Below are 18,652 nucleotides of genomic sequence, written 5' to 3'. Positions count from 1 at the left end.
CTCGCAACCCCGAAGGGACGAGGGGTATAACACTCCACACGAGGCAGTATCATTACCTCCTATTATCAAGCATTTATTTTACCCATCTTGATAAATTTATCGAAGCATTTACATCCCTATCGTGATGGCTATTGCACCCAACACAACACCACTCACGTATTTTTAAACTCCACTGTCCTTCTGGTTGAACTGAATGGTCGTATTTTACTCCACAACTTGAGCAAATCTTGCTTGAGGCGAACCATTTATCAGCTTTTACATACTCAATGCCATACTTCTCGCACTTGTATGATAAACATTGAAAGAAGAAGTTTAATTTTTGAAATGAAAATGCTTTCGATAGTTTTTTGTTTTTTAACAGGTTTGAGATATGTAAGTCTTCCACAACAATCCTCATTGGTTTGTTTTTCACCAATTTAGCTGTTGCTTGATGGATATGGTTATTTCGGATATTCATAATTATCCTAGATAACCGAAGGTGCTCAGTTTTAGCTTTTTCATATCCGGCAGATTGAATTTTCACACCTTTTTTAAATCTCCTAGACATATCTCTTTGTGCTGACTTTTTCCTTTTCAAAAGTTTTTTAACCTTGGCATCTTTGTTTATATTTCGTTCTTTCGTACCATTAGAAGCTACAAACAGCTCTTTTAAACCAACATCCACACCAATCGACTCATTGGTTAGTTCTTGTGATTCAAAGTCTTCTTGGAACCCTACACTAATCCACCAGTGACGACCATCAAATGTAACTCTTGGATTTGATGGTTTTTTGTTTCTTGGTAGTTGTTGGCTTGTTTTCACTTCTCCAATAGACTGAATATCAACTACTTTCTTTCCTATAATCAGTCTTTCATAACTGGCATAAAATCCTTGAATTAAATCTTTTTTGGATTTATAAGAAGTGTGATAACCATTTTTGTACTTTTTGAACGAATGTTTCCTCGCCGTATCAAAATCTTTTGAAGCCTGTTTTGGAACTTGTGCATTGATGTTATTTAACCACTCATATCGCTTTCGCTTCTTGATCTTTGTAAATTGTTTCTGTAAAGCTAACTGTGAAACAGATTTTCCAAATAGCTTATAGTATCTATCACTCATTCTTTTACAATAGTTATAAGCAAATCTTGCAGCACCAGCATGGTTTCTAAGCACTTTTTCTTGTTCAGGCGTTGGAATCAGTCTGACTTTCTTCGCCAATATCATCAGAAGTCAACTCCTTGATTATCTGTTTGGTCTTTTTAGAGCGCTTGCCTTGAAGTTTACAACTAAATACTGTAATGATTTGAACAAGGTCTTCTACGACCTCCTGTTCTTCTGTTTTAGCAGTATTGTCAATTACTTCAATCGCTGTTCCATGTAGTTGACAGATCTTTTCAACCAACTCATAACCGAACCTCACAAGTCTATCTTTGTGCATGACAACAATTTTTTCAACCTCATTGTTCTCAATGCGTTCAATTAACTTGTTAAAGCCTTTTTTCTTATAGTTGATTCCAGAACCAATATCTTCGATAATTTCAAATTGATAACCTCGCGCGTTAAGATAATTGCTTCATTCTATCGACTTGTCTTTCTAGGTCGTTTTTTTGACTCGAAGAACTGACTCTACAATAGCCAATTACTGTGCGATTATTTGGGCGCTCCCCTTTTAGATAATGAAAGATTTGTTCTTCTGAATAGTAGCGTGTTCCACCAGCAGTCACCTTTTCAGGTACTAATTCACCGCTTTTGTGCATTCTCCTAAGACTACTGGGATGCAAACCTGTTAATTCCGATACTTGACTAACTCGTAAAAATTTCATTATTATTCTCACCTCATTGGATTCACCATAGAACATACGTTCAGTAGATTCAACGAGATTTGATAGATTTAATTAAATTTATCTTGTTCAACTAAGAGCGCAAGTCCTTAGCCAGTTCTCTTATGAACTTCTCATGTTTTCACATGAGCGCAGACTATATGTTTATCTCTTTAGAGATAGAGGATTTTTCCATCACCATAGGCTTGTGATGTACTCTCGTCAGTTATACGAGATAGTCGTTGAACGTTCATCTTATCAATTTTAACTTAGATGATTCGATGCGGAAGACCCATTGTTCTAGTGTTTAGGATTTAACCTTGCACCATCTGATTGATTTTTTCTGCTTTCGCAACATTCACGCTCACCATTTCTAGCCACGTTGTAGTTCAATCAGCTTTAGGGATTGCCCGCAGTTAACCCTCACTACTAGCCAATCACTTGACTAGCAGGGCTTACTGCTATATTTAATTAACTTTAGTTATAATTGATTAAATAAATCGTAACAGTTAGTTACCCTTCCTTCCATTACAATCGGTAAACTAATAAACATCATAAATAGGAAAAACATAATTCCATCGTATTGCTGGAACAGTATTGATTCCACTTTCGGATAGATGATCAATTTCCCTCCGCCATAATAACTAAATATGAATGAGGATATAAATAGAATACTTAAATAACTTAGCGTGTACCAATCGCGTCTTTCCATTCTATACCTAATATAAGTCGTACGTTTCGTTACACCAAATCCACGAGCTTGCATAGAATCTGCTGTTTGTAGTGCATCTTCTAACGAACAAACTAATAACACTTGCAGTAATTTCATTCCATTTTTTATACGCTCAATGAGTGAACCTGAATCTAATTGTACACCTTTCGTTTTTTGGACGAGTGTAATTTTCTTTAACCGCCTAATAAACAAAGGAACAAATCGCACTGTAATCATCGTTAACAATGCAACTTTCGGTGAAATTCTTGAAAACAAATATAAAAATTTATGACTCGAAATAATATCGTTATAAGAAGCAAATGTAAACATAATTGCAACTAATAATAATCCCATAACAAGTCCATACATACAAGCCTCAAGCTTAATCCGGCTATCTCCTAAATAAAATAACGTAGTCGCTCCTCTATGTGTTAATAAAGAGTTAAATAAAATAACCATCAAAAAGAATACGATAGTACTAGGTAGCATCTTTCTGATTTTCTCACCATTTCCCTGTACTATATTTAAGATTACTATTAGTATAATCGCTCCAATTAAAAAAAGAGGATGAAGACACATCATACATAGTATCATCACCCCAATATAATAGAAAAAATTCACAAAAGGATGTAAAGAAGAAAAATTTATTTTCATAGTCCTTTACCGAAGATCCTTTCTTAATTTAGTATACATACACCCATTCAACTGTATCTCCTGGTTTAACTGTAACTACACCAGCACTACGGTTCGGAAATGCACCGTTCACACGGTATTTCCAACCACTTGTATCACTTATATCTTTTTCGTATAAATCATTAATCCCTTTTACGTAAACATCACCTTTAGATCCACTCGCATCAACATCTAATCCTGTACTCTTTAGCACACTATATACAGTAGCACCTTCCTGTACATCTACCTTTTTCGCACCTAATAAGTACCCTTCATTTCCTTTTACCGAGATAGTGACTTGTTTCGCTTTAGGTACTGGTACTGGTGTTACTGGATCTGGTGGTGGTACCGGTGTTGGCGGAGCTGGTACATTATTGTTCTCTTCTGGATTTTTCTTTTGCTCCTGCTTTGGTGTTTCTTTTGGCTGATTAACAACCTTTGCTTCTTCTTTTACTTCTGGCGCTTTCGGCGGCTGAGGTTTCTCTTCTTGTACTTTTTGTTGCTCTGGTTGTTTATTTGCAGCAGGCTGTTCCCTTGGTTTCTCTTCTTTCTTTACTTCAGGCTGTTCCTGCGCTTTTTCTTCTTTCGGTTTCTCTTCTACTTTTTGTTCTTGTTTATCTTTCTGCTCTTCTTGTGGTTTTTGTTCCGGTTCAGCTTGCTTCTCTTCCGGTTTCGGTACATCTTTTTGTTCTTCCTGCTTCGCTACTTCTTTTTGCTCTTCTAGCTTCGGTTCTACCTTCTTCTCAGGTTTTACAGCCGTTTCTTCACATCCGGCTAATAATCCCAATGAAAGAATTAAAGAAATGAACCATTTCATCTTACTCATGCTGCCCCTCACCTTTCATAATAAAATTAGGAGCAAATGATTGCTCCTAATTTTTGTTAAGCTGCTTTACGTCTCCATAATACATATGCAGAAGCGATACATAATACACCCATACCTACTTGTGTTGCTGCACTATGAGAAGATGCTCCTGTTTGTGGTAATTGATTCTTATTCTTGTTTGTTTCTTTATTAACTCGTTCGTTATCTACAACAACTTTTAGATTTTCATCTTTTGGTTGTTTTTGTAACTCTTCTTGTTGTTTCGGCTGTTCTACAACTTCTTTTTCTTCTACAGTTGTCTCTGGCTCTACAATTGGTCTCGTATCGATTTCATTCTCTACTACATTTGACCAATCATAAATCGATTTTCCAAGATCTTTAAACTGAAGTAACGCTAAAAATGCTTGCTCTGTAGCCATTCCGCTACCTTTTTGATCACTCGGTAACCATTTGAACTCACCATTTGGAAGCTGGTATGACATTAAATTTTGTACTGCTTTATTAAGACGATCTTGATCTACATCTTTAACTAGCGATAGTCCAATAATTGCTTGTGCAGTACTATTAGAATTCTCTTGTCCATCAGCGGCAAAACCACCATTACCTAGCTGCTGCTTGTATAAATAATCAACAGCTTTTTGAATAGCTGGCTTTACATCTGCTTGATCTTGATAAGGAGCTAATGCTGCTAATACCATACTTGTTACATCAACGTTACTAGCACTTTCTTTACTACTTGAACTATCATATGTCCAGCCACCGTCTGTATGCTGGGCTTGTAAAAGTGCTTGTACTAAAGCAGCTCGATTCCATTTTGCTTCGGCCGGAATCTCATATTTCTTTGTATCTAATGCAAGTAATGTAAATGCGTATCCTGTAACGGAATTCACTTTATCTGATTCAAATAAATTTTGTACTAAATTTTGTCCCTCTACCTTTGTAGGATCTACATTCATTGCATTCATCATAATAATCGTTCTAGCTAAATCTGTTGCTGAAAAACGATTTAAACGCTTCTTAACCTTTTCAGCTACTGGCTTAACATAGTTTATTTTCGTTTCAAGCGGAACATTTACACCTGAACGAGCAAGTCCAATCGCAACCCAATCACTACCAATTCCATCTTGTAACATCTTTTCTGATGTTTTAGAAATCGCTTCGTTTAATTGTGCTGCTGGAATTTCGACTTTCTCTTGCTTTGGTTGTTCTGTTACTTTATCTTCTGGTTTACCATCTGGTTTTTCGGTTTTCGGTTCTTCTGGCTTACCATCTGGTTTTTCGGTTTTCGGTTCTTCTGGCTTACCATCTGGCTTTTCTGTTTTCGGTTCTTCTGGCTTACCATCTGGCTTTTCTGTTTTCGGTTCTTCTGGTTTACCATCTGGCTTTTCTGTTTTCGGTTCCTCTGGTTTACCATCTGGTTTTTCTGTTTTCGGTTCTTCTGGTTTTGGCTCTTCTACAGTTTTACAAGTGCCAAATTTATCTAACGTTTGTTGCAACGTTTGTTGACTCATATTGCTCCAGTCTGCAACGTAACGAAATGCAACAACATCCCCAGACTCTAATTTATAACTATCCGCACTAACTTCTGCAGATTTATCATTTACATCATACAACCAACCGCTCGTTGCTCCGGCCATTAATCCATCGATGCCCTTTATATACGTTCCAAATGACATACTTTCAGATGTTACTTTGTCACCCATAACTTTTTGTAGCAAACTAAAAGCTGTTTCTCCATCTTCAATGGAAACTTCTTTCGGACATAACATAATTCCTTTTTGTGATTCACCAATAATTGCAAGTTTCGCTGTCTTTCCTTCAGCAAACGTAATATGTACTGTATTCGCAAAAGAAACAAATACAAGTGCCACTGCCATTAATGATGTAAGCAGCCATTTCTTTAACATTGCCATCCCAAAATTCCCTCCCTTTACTAACATTCACACAAAAAAAGACCCTTTAAGGGTATGCGGTTGACACTCTCTTTTTGTAAGTGTCGAACAAAAATGTACAACACCTCCTACCCGCATTAACGAGCAGTAAGACCCCCACCTCAAATTCAACGAAAGCAAAGAAGTTAGGTAGGGATCAACTGCCCGTAAATGCCCGATTGGTGAAGGCTAATAATCAGTGGGATGAACAAAATCCCCACTGATTAAAATTTCACTTTATCGTAAATACGATAAACCTATACATTCTACAAATTTTGATTTTCTGTATTATTTTACTATTGACAAAGAATTTTGTCCATGCTTTATCGGATTTATTTTCTAAGAATAATAGCTTAATAGCCTTCCATTATTAGAAGTCATCCCTCACTATGTAAGCTTTTATCACTAACAATAATTCCATCTTCATCTACATAAACATATTCATTCGGTTTCCATTCAACTTCACCAAATTGCACCGGAATATTTCTTTCTCCTTTTCCTTCTTTTACACTTCTATTTGGCATTGTCCCTAACGCTACAATACCAATATTAATATTTTTTAATTCACTAGAATCACGAACATACCCATTTACAATAATTCCTGCTAAGTTTCTTTCTTCCGCAATAGCTGCCAAATTATCACCGAGTAACGCACAATTTTTAGAAGCTCCGCCATCAACAACTAATACTGTACCTTCCGGCAGTGTTTGTAACCCCTCTTTTACTAGTACATTATCATCCTTCACTTTTACCGTTGCGATTTTCCCATAGAATTGTTTTTTCTTCCCGAAAGACCGAAAAGACTGGCGACATATTTGTAATTCCTTTTCAAATTCATCACATAGATCCGTAGTTTTCCACATCTCTTTCCCTCCTTTCTTTTCCTTTTATATTACATATTCTTGGATTTTTTTCGTTTCCCTGTCTAATGCTGCAACAATTTGTATGTGCAGAAAAAGGATAGAAAAACTATTGCCTTAAGAAGCCACCTTTATTATAATCTATTTCACAGATAAATTTCAGAATATTAAAAATTAACCAGGTGAAAAAGGAGGGGTTTTATGCAATTACAGACCGAGGTAAAAAAACAGCCGAGTAAACGAAAGTTTAAAATGCCTGACGCGTACGTACTACTATTTTTTATCGCCTTACTTTGCGCCATTGCTACATATTTCGTTCCTGCTGGAGAATTTAAAAGAGTTACAAACGGTACTGTTACAACGACAATACCAGGAAGTTATCATTCTGTTCCACAATCGCCGGTAGGGTTTGTTTCTTTTTTTACCGCTATTGAAAAAGGGATGACACTTGCTGCTCCGATCATCTTTTTAATTTTATTTACAGGTGGAGCTATTGCGATTCTTGAAAAAACAGGTGCTCTTGACGGTTTAATCTATCATGTAATTAACAAATTTCGGAATCAGCAATTACTTTTCATTTGTATTGTCGCCGCACTCTTTTCTATTCTCGGAACGACTGGTATTATCGTGAACTCAGTTATCGGCTTTATCCCCATCGGCATCATCGTTGCACGCACATTAAAATGGGACGCTATCGTCGGCGTAGCAATTATTTATTTAGGCACTTATGCTGGTTTTAATGCTACTATTTTATCTCCCTCACCTTTAGGCATTTCACAAAAAATCGCAGAACTCCCGATGTTTTCAGGAATTGGTTTACGTACGGCAATTTATATCTCTTTTTTAATTGCTACCGTTTTGTATATTAATTGGTATGTAAAACGCTTAAAAAAATTGAATAAAGGAAGCATACTCGGAGATAACTGGTTTCCAAGTAATGCTCTTTCAAGTGAGAAAGAAACAGAGAAAACAGAAGTTCCTTGGACAATACGTCATAAATTAATTTTACTCGTTTCAGCTTTATCATTAATTGCATTTTTAATAGGCGCTTTTCGTCTACATTGGACGGACGCAGAAATGACCGCTACTTTTATTTTCATAGCAATTGCAGCAGGAATCATAGGTGGCATGAAAGCAAACGATATCGCTTCTACTTTTCTAGCGGGCTGCCAAAATCTCATATACGGTGCTTTGATCGTCGGAATGGCTCGTTGTATTTCAGTCATTTTAGAACAAGGCAAATTACTTGATACAATTGTTAATCAGCTAGCACAGTCTCTCGAAGGACATAGCCCTGTATTTGGCGTTCTCGGCATGTATGTAAGTAGTGCCGCATTACATTTCCTCATTTCATCCGGGACAGGAGAATCTGTTATTTTCATTCCGATATTAGCTCCATTAGCCGATTTCATGCATATTACACGCCAAGTTACAGTACAGGCTGTTATGCTTGGAGAAGGTGTAGTGAACTGCCTCAATCCAACTTCCGGTGTTTTAATGGGCGTTCTCGCAGCGAGCGGCATTTCTTATGGAAAATGGATTCGCTTCATGGCTCCACTTGCATTCATTTGGTTTATCATTGGACTTATTTTTCTTATTGTTGGCGTGAATATTGAGTGGGGACCGTATTAAAAGACTCATATTATACTTAACTTAATAAAATATCTATTCTATTCTCCAATCCTATAAAAATCACTTATTCTAGTATAGATATAAACAGGGATTGATCATAGTGATCAATCCCTTCTCTCAAAGTAAAATACCTTTAAATATTTTAATTCCAAATTTTATTTACCCATTCTGGATGATCAATAAAAGGATTACGATTATGTTGATATTTCGTAAAAATCACTTCATTACGCTTTCGCTCTAAATCATCTACCGGGTCTTGTTCATTCCATTTTAGTAAAACGGATAGTTTACCCATGTACGGATCTTTATTGTTATTCACCTTTTCATTTAATTCTAAGTCTATTTCGCCGTTGTCTCCTTCATAACGAACAGCCATGTAAAATAGCATTCTAGCGATATCTCCTTTTACACTATCACGAGGTTCCCAAGAATCACTATCGTACTTACATTCTGTCGCTTCTGAATGATTCACACCACCATTATCAAAATCCAGATTTCCACGTGAGCTATTTACAGATACATCCGTCGCTCTTAAATGATGCAAATCTGTTCCAGCTCCTGCAGTCGTTCCAAAATCACCGTGAGATTTTGCCCAAACATGCTCTCGGTTCCAATTATCAACTCCTGAACCATTCGTAAGTTTCCCTTGCGAACGCCCAGTATATAAGAGTATCACATTGTTTTTATTATTTGGATCTTCATCAGTATCTCTTAGTGCTTCCCAAACCGCACTGTATGATAACTTTGTATGATCATCAATAATATTATGAAGTTCCTTCTTTAATTCTAAACCCGTTTTTCCTATTGCGTTATTATAATATGTATCATCATAGCTTTTTACAGTAATCTCTTGTGGTGATGCAGAAGCTACTTCACCGTGTATGATATCTGTGAATGATAGAGATGCAGTACCTAAAATAAAAAATGAAGATAGTGTAACCATAGCAAGCTTTGTATTTCGAAACTTCATATACCCATTTCCCCTTTAAAATATAATTTGAAGCTATTAACTAAAAAATGCTTTCTAACCCCCAAAAACTTTTAGAAAGCCATACCCATCCTTTTCTTTTTATTTAATACAAAACTCTATTGATTCTGTATTATTTCCACACTTTTTGTTTATCTACTTTTCACAAGGAATATCCTTCTCTAGTAAAGATTATTAAAATATTCTTTACAATTAAAAAGTAGTTTAATGTTAACTTATAAATTTCAATTTTTTTATGCAATTATGCATATTTGATAAATCGTTCGACTTTTCTTTTTTCTATAACTGTCTTTATTTTTTGGTGTAAAACCCTTCTTCCTCTGAAAAATAAGTACAAAAATAGATTGGATACCATGTAAGGAACCAATCTATTTTAATTAAAGAAATTTTGGTAATTCTGAGTTCACAACACATTGTGCAGTAATGATAACATTTTTATATTGAGACAGAACTACTACTATTTATTTGGTATCGAATCTATATACTTTTTAACTACTTCATATACATATTCTTGATTTGCCGCCGCTGTATTTGGATTGTATTTTCCGCCGTTTGTTTTATTGTTAGATAATACTCGAATCCCTAAAAATGGTACGTCATAAGCTTTTGCAATTTGCGCCGCTGCAGCACCTTCCATTTCTTCTACAGATGTACCGTATTTTGTATGGAACCACTTAATTCTATCAACTTCATTATTCCAAACGTCTGCTGAACCTATAGTACCTTCCACCACTTTACCTTTTGTATATTTATCTTTCACTGCATTAGCTGCTGCAAGTAAATCCTTATCTCCCTCATAGTATCGGATTTTCTCAGCATTTGGATCTTCTCCTGCACTTCCTTCAGAAGCCATTAAGTCCATAGATATCCATTTTGCCGGTTCAATCCCTTGGTTCTCATCCATATTTGTTGTTTTTAATGACCCTATATTCGCGACTTGTTTTCCTAAAACAATATCAAATACGTTTAAATTAGGATCATGTCCACCTGATGTTCCTTGGTTAATAATCGCTATAGGCTTATATTTTTCAATAGCCACTGCTGTAGCGGCTGCTGTATTTTCCATTCCTTTACCTGTTTTCGCAACGATTACAGGATAATTGTCTACAGTTCCTTTATAAAATACGAAACTCCCAGATTTTTCTTCTTTCACATTTTTTAACCTTTTTGCAAATTTTTCAGCTTCTATTGGCATTGGGCCTTGAATTAAAATAGGGTTTTGATTACTTTTTGCCTCAGCTACTTGTTTTGGACTAGCATTACATCCTGCAAGTATTGCGAATGACAATGCGATAGTAGTTGCTAGGGCACCATATTTTTTTAACAGATTTTTCTTCATAAATAATCTCTCCTCTTTCTCTTGTTGTTTTCTATACTCGAGGTTTTGGTCCAAAGAAAAAAGCTCTAGAAATTGTAGAAGAATCTCTACTTTCTAGAACTACGGTAGTCAAAGTTAATTAAGCAAAAGATGAGGCCATTGCTAAATTATAGATCGGTAGCGTCTCAATACACCGAACGACCGAATACTTTAACCCGTAGTCCAGTTCTTTCATTGGGAACTAGGTAGAAACGCTCGGACCATATTACCGAGTATATACGAGTGATGTTATTTAAAATTATTATATTGATAATATAACAAACTATTAGTGTATACGCAATCTGAAAGTTAACATTTTTAATAAAAATAATAAGAATGTTCGCTTTTACAACTTAGATAGTTAGGATTTATCATCCCTAAATGGATAACGACGCTAAAAAACTCATAACCCATATACTAAACTAGATTAACCTACAACAACCGATCTTTTACAGACAATTACTCTCCCTTCCAACTTCCTCACCTTCGCCTAATATTGAGCTGAGAGTCTTACTGCCCGCATATTGCGAGATAAAACGCGCATCTATCCAATTCACAATTATTTCTTCCAACTCTGGATGAAGCAGCTTATCTGCACTTTCCGCATAAATCTTTTTAAATTCTAACGCTTTAAAATCACCTTCAAAATATTTTAACGTATGATCCATATTTTTTATTACATGTACTTCGGAATCACCTTTAACATAATCACCAATTCGCTTCGCTTTTTCAGGATCTGTCTGAAAGTCTTTATCACCAGCAATTGCTAGTACTGGACATTTTACTTTCATTAAATCTTTATAAATGTCATGCTGAAAATGCTCTCTAAGCCATTTTGCATTCATTGGCTTAAAACCAATTTTAACAATATCTTTTTTGGAGTTTATCATTTTCTCTGTTGCTTTTTGCGCCTGCTTTTCTCCCCGTTTCTCAATATTGAGAAGACGCATTAACTTTCCTTTTATTCCTTTTTGCTCTTTTAACTCTTTATAAATAATCTCTCTTTGTCTTTTAGTAGCTTCTTCTAACGATTCCGCAGCTCCTGTAAGAAGTATGAGTCCATTAACTGGTGTTCTTGCGTTTACTACAGTCGCTAACATACACCCTTCACTATGACCAGCTAAAATGATATTTTCCGGATCAACAAATGGTTGCTCTTTCAAATACGCAATAACAGCTTCTATATCGGATACTAAATCCCACATCCCAGCTTTCATAAATTCACCCCTACTTGCTCCAACACCACGTTTATCAAAACGTAATGTAACTACTCCGAGGTTTGTAATTAGATGTGCCAAGTCTTTATACATATTCCCTTTCATATTCAGTGGCACTATCGTTCCATCACGATCAACTTCTCCAGATCCAGCGATAATGACAACAGCAGCATACTTCCCGTCAGCTTTCGGTTTAGTAATCGTACCGCGCAAAGTAAATTCACTATTTATCGCTACTTCATATTCATCAAAAGTCATTATATTTATCCTCCCTCTATTCTTTTATATCCAATTTAAACTTCAAACTCGCTATTATATTTTTGTACTCTCTTACATCTTTCATCGATGCGAAAATCGGGTTCTCTGCAATACCTTGTAGCATGCTTCGCTTTATAATATCCTCATTTCTAACCGTTTTAGCGCCAAGCGGAAATTCTGCAAACCATCCATCAATCGCATCAAAATATGAATCGCCGTGTAAATGCAGGCTATTTACTGTAAAGCTATCCGCACAAACTGCTGCATACTTCCGTAGCATTTCTAATGAACCTTCAAAATTTTCTTGCATGCAATATACTTGTGCAGCAGCATAGTATACTTTTAAAGTCATATTAGGATGTAGTTTTTCTATTTCATACATGTCTATTAACATGAAAGCTCTATTTAAAATTACCTCTACCTTTTCAGCGTTTGAGGCATTTACTACTACATAATTCGGTATTGTCGCAACGAGTTGTATTAAATGTTGATACATACTAATTTGCATCATTTCATTCGCCTTCTCAGTATTTCCAAGCATTTGATACGCCTTCGCGATTAGATCTTCCTCTGGAAAGTTAGGACGTATCGTTTCGCCAAGTAATTGAAGCACCTCATTTGGTCTATTGAGTATAAGATAGCAAGTTGCTTGAAACGATACCGCCTCTTTCACAAGAGAAACATCTTCACTTTCTTCCTGCACTCGGCTAAAGAGATACATTGCCTCTTCTAAAATTTCAGTTCTTTTATCCGTATCCTCTGTTAACATATGGTGGTTAATAAAAAGTAGCCCCATTTGAAGTAATAATGGAAAACAAGAATAATATTTTTTAATCATTTCTCTGCACTCCATCATTACTTCATCAAACGGTTCTTCACTAAAAGCTTCCGCTAGTCTATGATATAAATTTTTAATATCTTCCTGTTCCATTTGTGGTGTATAACAGATTAATTCATCTATACTTATGTTAAAGTACGATGCTAACAGTGGTAAAAATGTAATATCCGGATAACTCTGCCCCGTCTCCCATTTGGAGACAGATGCCTTCGTAATACCGATATACGTCGCTAACTCTTCCTGTGTAATTCCCTTTTCTTTTCTCTTATCCGCAATGATTTTATGAATATGAATCTCTCTCACTGTATCACCTCATACTTTTATTATATGTTCTTTATTCCACATAAAATATGGATTTAGAGTCGACTTTCGTTAACAAAATCAACTGTTAGGAAACATCTCTCTAACATAAAAAGAAGCTCCAAATTTTATTATATTTAGGTCATAGATGTTAAACTTAATAAAATCAAAGGCAGGAACATATTTGATATGTTCCTGCCTTTGATTTGTGAGGTACCGACACATAGCCATCTAGCTAAGATTTTGAAGTGCTTCAAAATCAAAAATTTCATCTCACCACAGTTTTCTATGAGAATCCAGTGAACAGCTTATTTACATAATTTTCGAAAGTGGAAGTTATTTTTCTTAAATAATAATATGTTTTTCTTGAAAATTAGAAGTAAAGCCTCCTACGTGAACATCTGTAATATTATTAAAATCAGTTGATACATTTACAATAATCTCTGAAGGCTGATCCATTACATATCCTTGCTCAAAAGTGAAGGTATTATGTTTTTTAAAATTTTTATTTTGTTTTATTAAATAACATGCTAGTGCTGCATTTGATGTACCAGTGGCACTTTCTTCTGGAACATTAAACAAAGGTGCAAAGTTTCTGCAATGAGCTGTAGAATTATATAGTGTTTCCAGTGTAAATACATGATAACCAATTACATTATATTTCTTACTTATTTCAGCAATCCTCTTCATATCAGGAATAATCTTTAACAAGTCTGAAAGTTTTCTGACAGGTATAATAATATCGTGTAAACCTGTAGATACGATTTGAATAGGCATATCAGGTATTAGTTGTTCTTCATCTAGATTTAAAGATTCAATAATTTCTTTACAAGGAAGTGTTGTAAGAAAATCAGGGAGATTTTGTTGTAAAGATATCATTTTATTTTCGTCAATTTTTACGTTAAGCATCCCCGCTTTAGTCTTTATTGTATACACTTTTGAATTTATTTCTTTCATTTGGGCTAATAAGGAAAAAGTGGCAATTGTAGCATGTCCACATATGGCAACTTCTTCATTTGGTGTAAAATATTTAATTTCGTAATCTGAATTTACAGAAGGAAGTACAAAGGCAGTTTCGGAGAAATTTAGTTTGTTTGCAATAGCTTGCATATCTTTTGTTGTAAGATCCTTTGTGTCTAAAACAACCCCAGCTGGATTCCCACCTTTTGTATTTTTAGTGAAGGCGTTTAACATATATGTTTTAATCTTCAATCCAATCACTTCTTTCCCTTTTTTCCCAGTATATCATGTTGTAGATATAAAAAGTGACATGTACATTCCATACATCCCTAATTAACATAACGTCCTATTATCGGGACTCAATGTATTTAGAAAATTATTAAAAGTCCTTCAGATTGTTTAACTGGAGGACTTAAGTGATTTTGAGTTGCAAGAGGTTTTATTTTTTCTCACTAATTTTAAGCCGTTTTGCATTTATGAAAAATGCGCTTCCAATTGTGAATATAACGGAAGAGATATACATTGTTATCCCTGAGTATTTATTATCAAACATTGTAATATTAAGTAAATTAATGAACATCATCAATATAAGTGATATGTACAATCCATTAATATATTTCACTTATGCCCCTCCTTTACTTTTTTTCTTTTTCATCTCTTTTTTTCGGTAACTTCTATGTGATAAATAGTGGTTTCTAAAGGTATTATTTAGAATACACTTCCCTTATTTTACCATTTAAGAGAGATGATATGTTGTTTGATTTTAGTTGCATATTGTATACATGATCAGTTAACGTAACGTCTCATTATCGGTAGCAAGGAAAAAGGAGAACCCTGCACTCACAAGGGAACCTTCTTTTTTAGTTCTATGAATCTATACATTTTTTTATACATTCCTATCCTGGCACGGTTTTAGGGCTCTTGTTTGTTACTGGATTAGCCAAAAAACTGTATAAAATCTTGCATGATCTTAGTTAGCGTAGGGTTTTTCCAAAATACTGGCATCCCCCAATATGTGCTTTCTTATGGGTATTTCTTGAACCCTCATTAAAACACTCTCCCGTCCTTTGTCTATCTTTAAAAGTAACTCTGCTTGTTTATTTAAAGTCCTTGCAACGAGGCATTGTACTCCTCCTAGAGCCAAACAAATGATTAAAATTACACATCCATATTATACTGATTAAACTAAAAATTCAATCTCTTTTCATTTCATTCATTATGTAAATAAAAAAGGATAATCCGCCCTCATAATGGACTAACTATCCTATAAATTATTATCTGAATTTAATAAAACTAGAACTTCTTCCTCTATGTATATTTACTTCGTTACCTCACCAAACTGCGCTCTCGTCACTTTCGCCAAGTCATCAACTTTCAGCTCAATTTGTATACCGATTTTCCCGCCGCTTACTATCATCGTTTCAAGTATTTGTGCGCTCTCATCAATGCATGTAGAAAATAACTTCTTCATTCCGACCGGTGAACAACCGCCGCGAATATACCCTGAAACTTTCGTAATATCTTTAACAGGAATCATTTCAATCTTCTTTTCACTTACTGCTTTTGCGGCTGCTTTTAAATTTAGTTCCTCATCTACTGGAATGATAAAAACATGATAATTTTTACTATTCCCTTGAGCGATTAACGTTTTATATACTTCTCTCACTTCTCGTCCAATTTTCTCGGCAACTGATACGCCATCAATTTTCCCATCGTCCGGATCATATGACATCATGGAATATTCAATTTTTTCTTTATCTAATATTCGCATCGCATTTGTTTTATCTTTTTTCATGAGCTTCTCCTTTTAATACATAGAAATTTATTTCACATCATTAATTTTCCTTTTATTATACACCTTTTTCAAATTCTCCTACAAAACTTCACATATTGTTCAATTTAAAGTAAAACTTTAATTATTAGGTTTTGACTCTAAACATCCTCAACTTAAAGGTACTAAGAGAGCAAAAAGAAAACCGACTCTCACCTTCAAATAAAAGGCTTGATGTCGGTTTTACATTTAACGTCCAAACTCCTTATTAAATATTTTATCCCTCCCCTCAATAACCTCTGGACCTACTGCATTGATAGCAGTTACTAAAATATGCTCTCCTCCAATAGGTCCACCGACCCTCGTTTCAAATCCATAAGTCCCACCAGCATGCCCCCAATATGATTGTCCGTCCGGTGTTTTTTCTTCATAAATTCCTAGTCCAACCTTACCTATAGGTGAATCTACTGTTTTGAACATCTGATCCATTAGCTCTTGATTTAGAAGCTTTCCACCCAACAGTGCACTGAAGAAGGTAGTCAAATCTTTCACTGTTGAAACCATATCTCCAGCTGCATTCGCCCATGACTGATTTATTTCTGTCAAATCATATAAACGACCCGATCTATCCATACTATATCCTGTAGCATGTTCACCTGGTATGTGCGGACTTGCTTCCATTACGAATGTCTCTTTTAACCCCAGTGGCTCAATGAATCTTTTTCTAATTTGCTCCGCATACGTATCTCCTGTTACCTTTTGAATAATCTTCCCAGCTATAACAGTATTTGTGTTCGAATAGTCCCAGCCCTCCCCTGGTGCAAATACAGGCGGCTTTGCAAGTGCTAAACTGATAAGTTCATCGGTACTATAGTACCGAAATGGGTTTTGGGGCAGTGTAAAATCTCGCATATCCTTATCTATATTGGTTGCAATTCCACTTGTATGATTCAACAACTGACGAATTGTAATTTTATTTCCATCATATCCGTTACCCTGTACGACTCCTGGCAACCATTTTTCGACTGAATCATCAAGGTTTAATTGTTTCTCTTCAGCCAATTGCAGTACAACAGAAGCTGTGAATGCCTTAGTGATACTTCCGATACGGAATGAAAAATTCGGTTCCACTGGGCGTGGTATTTCATAACTTGCCGTCCCTGTAGCATAAGACCACCGCTTTCCATCCTTTAATCCGCCAGCTATAACACTTGGGATTTTTTTATTCGTTACTACTCGATCCATTACGTATTTTACTTCTTCTCTATGCTTACTTTTCTTTTCCTTATCCGCAAGTTCCTTTTTTGATTTTTCTGCAAATTCTGAAGCTAATATATTGTTAATCTGTTTTTCTGCTCCTAATACATTAATGTTTATCGAGATAACATGTTGACCATTTTCCGTTCCACCAGCAAAGTTAGTAAAACCAGGAATACCACCACCATGTCCCCATACTTCAGTACCGTCTGGCAATTTTGTTGCGTGAATGCCAAGCCCATACTTTCCTAATGGGGTATCAACTGTGTTAGTCACCATTTCCTTCTGTATCTCCGGTGTCAGTAGTTTACCACTTAATAAGGCACGGAAGAACGTTGTCATATTTTCTCCTGTCGAAATCATTTCACCACTAGCATTAGCAACTGATGGATTAAACAAAGTAATATCTACTAATTTATCTCCCGTATTCAAGTAGCCACGGGCATTTTTTTTCGGAATATCCATCGAACTTCCAGGAAGGACTGTTTCTTTTAAACTAAGAGGTTCAATAATTCGTTTTTTTATCTGCTCGGTATATGATTCCCCTGTTATCTTCTGAATAATCAATCCTACAATAACCATATTCGTATTCGAGTATGACCAGCCTTTTACCGGTTCTAATTCTAAGGCACGGGAAATTAATTGTTCCGGTCTATAATTCTTACTTGGATTCTCTATTAATTTCGCTTTAAGATTTGGAGTCAAGTAATCTGCAATTCCGCTTGTATGATTTAATAATTGACGAATCGTAATTTTGTTACCATCATAGCCTTTCCCTTTTATAAGTCCCGGCAACCATTTCTCTACCGTATCATCTAGACTTAGTTTCTTCTCTCCAGCAAGCTGCAATGCAACTGTAGCTACAAACGTCTTCGTTGTGCTCCCGATCCTGAAAGCAAAGTCAGCATCTACCTTATGATTCCTCTCAATATTTGCTTCACCAGAAGCATATGACCAACTAGCTTCTCCATTTTTCACAGTAACAATGACTCCTGGAATATTTTTTGTATCGGCAGCTTTATCGACAACTTGCTCAGTTGATATCTTTTTGTTTACCGCATGTATGTTTCCATGAGAAGGTATCGCTAACGCTCCAACCAATATAGTCCCTGTTAAAGTAAGGGCCGTTCCTTTTTTTAAGAAAAATGACTTCATTATACATCGCTCCTATTATTTTGAATTTTTCTGTTGCCTCACTCCCTCACCTTAACTTCAATATTGTTAAATAGGATAGTGACAAAATGCTTTAATTTACTCGTGCCACTATGTGCAC

General features: G+C 35.5%; 14 protein-coding genes, 1 pseudogene and 1 riboswitch. Of the genes and pseudogenes, 1 reads left to right on the top strand and 14 read right to left on the bottom strand.

Annotation, left to right across the window (positions count from 1 at the left end; genetic code table 11):
* Positions 1 to 73 precede the first annotated feature (73 nt).
* The 6 genes and pseudogenes from ABH960_RS22740 to rraA form a co-directional block, all read right to left on the bottom strand.
* Positions 74 to 1,204: an RNA-guided endonuclease InsQ/TnpB family protein gene (locus tag ABH960_RS22740; RefSeq protein WP_404448572.1), complete on the bottom strand. Its 1,131-nt coding sequence runs from the start codon at positions 1,202 to 1,204 to the stop codon at positions 74 to 76.
* Positions 1,164 to 1,803, bottom strand: a pseudogene (locus ABH960_RS22735) (IS607 family transposase). Before ABH960_RS22735 ends, ABH960_RS22740 begins: the two are co-directional and overlap by 41 nt.
* A 478-nt stretch (positions 1,804 to 2,281) precedes the next feature.
* Entirely contained in the window at positions 2,282 to 3,166 is an 885-nt protein-coding gene (locus ABH960_RS22730) for an energy-coupling factor transporter transmembrane component T (RefSeq protein ID WP_404448570.1), read from the bottom strand.
* Positions 3,167 to 3,194: 28 nt separating this feature from the next.
* Entirely contained in the window at positions 3,195 to 4,010 is an 816-nt protein-coding gene (locus ABH960_RS22725; RefSeq protein WP_404448568.1) for a DUF4430 domain-containing protein, read from the bottom strand.
* Between the two features lie 56 nt (positions 4,011 to 4,066).
* Positions 4,067 to 5,923, bottom strand: a complete 1,857-nt coding sequence (locus ABH960_RS22720; protein WP_404448566.1) for a DUF4430 domain-containing protein — start codon at positions 5,921 to 5,923, stop codon at positions 4,067 to 4,069.
* A gap of 395 nt (positions 5,924 to 6,318) precedes the next feature.
* Entirely contained in the window at positions 6,319 to 6,804 is a 486-nt protein-coding gene (gene rraA, locus ABH960_RS22715; protein ID WP_002013954.1) for a ribonuclease E activity regulator RraA, read from the bottom strand.
* A 198-nt stretch (positions 6,805 to 7,002) separates the two neighbouring features.
* On the opposite strand from rraA, the gene ABH960_RS22710 reads away from it, so the two are divergent.
* Positions 7,003 to 8,433, top strand: a complete 1,431-nt coding sequence (locus tag ABH960_RS22710; protein ID WP_404448563.1) for a YfcC family protein — start codon at positions 7,003 to 7,005, stop codon at positions 8,431 to 8,433.
* Positions 8,434 to 8,575: 142 nt separating this feature from the next.
* Here the strand turns inward: ABH960_RS22710 and ABH960_RS22705 are convergent, their stop codons facing one another.
* The 8 genes from ABH960_RS22705 to ABH960_RS22670 all read right to left on the bottom strand — a co-directional run bounded on the left by ABH960_RS22705 (position 8,576) and on the right by ABH960_RS22670 (position 18,534).
* Positions 8,576 to 9,403: an endonuclease I family protein gene (locus ABH960_RS22705; protein ID WP_016135002.1), complete on the bottom strand. Its 828-nt coding sequence runs from the start codon at positions 9,401 to 9,403 to the stop codon at positions 8,576 to 8,578.
* A 475-nt stretch (positions 9,404 to 9,878) separates the two neighbouring features.
* Complete coding sequence (locus ABH960_RS22700; protein ID WP_002084433.1) at positions 9,879 to 10,760, bottom strand: 5'-methylthioadenosine/S-adenosylhomocysteine nucleosidase; 882 nt, start codon at positions 10,758 to 10,760, stop codon at positions 9,879 to 9,881.
* 177 nt (positions 10,761 to 10,937) lie between these two features.
* A riboswitch (purine riboswitch) is annotated at positions 10,938 to 11,041 on the bottom strand.
* Positions 11,042 to 11,227: 186 nt separating this feature from the next.
* On the bottom strand, positions 11,228 to 12,253 hold the full coding sequence (locus ABH960_RS22695) for an alpha/beta hydrolase family protein (protein WP_404448561.1): 1,026 nt from the start codon (positions 12,251 to 12,253) through the stop codon (positions 11,228 to 11,230).
* Between the two features lie 16 nt (positions 12,254 to 12,269).
* Positions 12,270 to 13,394: a helix-turn-helix domain-containing protein gene (locus ABH960_RS22690; protein WP_404448559.1), complete on the bottom strand. Its 1,125-nt coding sequence runs from the start codon at positions 13,392 to 13,394 to the stop codon at positions 12,270 to 12,272.
* Between the two features lie 342 nt (positions 13,395 to 13,736).
* Positions 13,737 to 14,612 carry a PhzF family phenazine biosynthesis protein gene (locus ABH960_RS22685; protein ID WP_404448557.1) on the bottom strand — a complete coding sequence of 292 codons (876 nt, stop codon included), beginning with the start codon at positions 14,610 to 14,612 and terminating at the stop codon, positions 13,737 to 13,739.
* A 178-nt stretch (positions 14,613 to 14,790) separates the two neighbouring features.
* Positions 14,791 to 14,973, bottom strand: coding sequence for a hypothetical protein (locus ABH960_RS22680; RefSeq protein WP_000875167.1), 183 nt, complete (start codon positions 14,971 to 14,973; stop codon positions 14,791 to 14,793).
* A gap of 696 nt (positions 14,974 to 15,669) precedes the next feature.
* Positions 15,670 to 16,146 carry a Cys-tRNA(Pro) deacylase gene (gene ybaK, locus ABH960_RS22675; protein ID WP_097833175.1) on the bottom strand — a complete coding sequence of 159 codons (477 nt, stop codon included), beginning with the start codon at positions 16,144 to 16,146 and terminating at the stop codon, positions 15,670 to 15,672.
* A 225-nt stretch (positions 16,147 to 16,371) separates the two neighbouring features.
* The gene (locus ABH960_RS22670; protein WP_404448554.1) at positions 16,372 to 18,534 is read right to left on the bottom strand and encodes a serine hydrolase domain-containing protein; all 2,163 of its coding nucleotides are present in this window, start codon (positions 18,532 to 18,534) and stop codon (positions 16,372 to 16,374) included.
* Between the last annotated feature and the right edge of the window lie 118 nt (positions 18,535 to 18,652).

It is taken from the genome of Bacillus sp. RC252, assembly GCF_044909215.1.
GTDB lineage: Bacteria > Bacillota > Bacilli > Bacillales > Bacillaceae_G > Bacillus_A > Bacillus_A mycoides.
This window is presented reverse-complemented; position numbering and strand designations above follow the sequence as displayed.

What these genes read in the sequence shown, in the direction of transcription:
- ABH960_RS22730 (WP_404448570.1), bottom strand. Translation starts at nt 3,166, where the DNA reads ATGAAAATAAATTTTTCTTCTTTACATCCTTTTGTGAATTTTTTCTAT.
- ABH960_RS22740 (WP_404448572.1), bottom strand. Translation starts at nt 1,204, where the DNA reads ATGATATTGGCGAAGAAAGTCAGACTGATTCCAACGCCTGAACAAGAA.
- ABH960_RS22705 (WP_016135002.1), bottom strand. Translation starts at nt 9,403, where the DNA reads ATGAAGTTTCGAAATACAAAGCTTGCTATGGTTACACTATCTTCATTT.
- ABH960_RS22720 (WP_404448566.1), bottom strand. Translation starts at nt 5,923, where the DNA reads ATGGCAATGTTAAAGAAATGGCTGCTTACATCATTAATGGCAGTGGCA.
- ABH960_RS22695 (WP_404448561.1), bottom strand. Translation starts at nt 12,253, where the DNA reads ATGACTTTTGATGAATATGAAGTAGCGATAAATAGTGAATTTACTTTG.
- ABH960_RS22700 (WP_002084433.1), bottom strand. Translation starts at nt 10,760, where the DNA reads ATGAAGAAAAATCTGTTAAAAAAATATGGTGCCCTAGCAACTACTATC.
- ybaK (WP_097833175.1), bottom strand. Translation starts at nt 16,146, where the DNA reads ATGAAAAAAGATAAAACAAATGCGATGCGAATATTAGATAAAGAAAAA.
- rraA (WP_002013954.1), bottom strand. Translation starts at nt 6,804, where the DNA reads ATGTGGAAAACTACGGATCTATGTGATGAATTTGAAAAGGAATTACAA.
- ABH960_RS22725 (WP_404448568.1), bottom strand. Translation starts at nt 4,010, where the DNA reads ATGAGTAAGATGAAATGGTTCATTTCTTTAATTCTTTCATTGGGATTA.
- ABH960_RS22710 (WP_404448563.1), top strand. Translation starts at nt 7,003, where the DNA reads ATGCAATTACAGACCGAGGTAAAAAAACAGCCGAGTAAACGAAAGTTT.
- ABH960_RS22670 (WP_404448554.1), bottom strand. Translation starts at nt 18,534, where the DNA reads ATGAAGTCATTTTTCTTAAAAAAAGGAACGGCCCTTACTTTAACAGGG.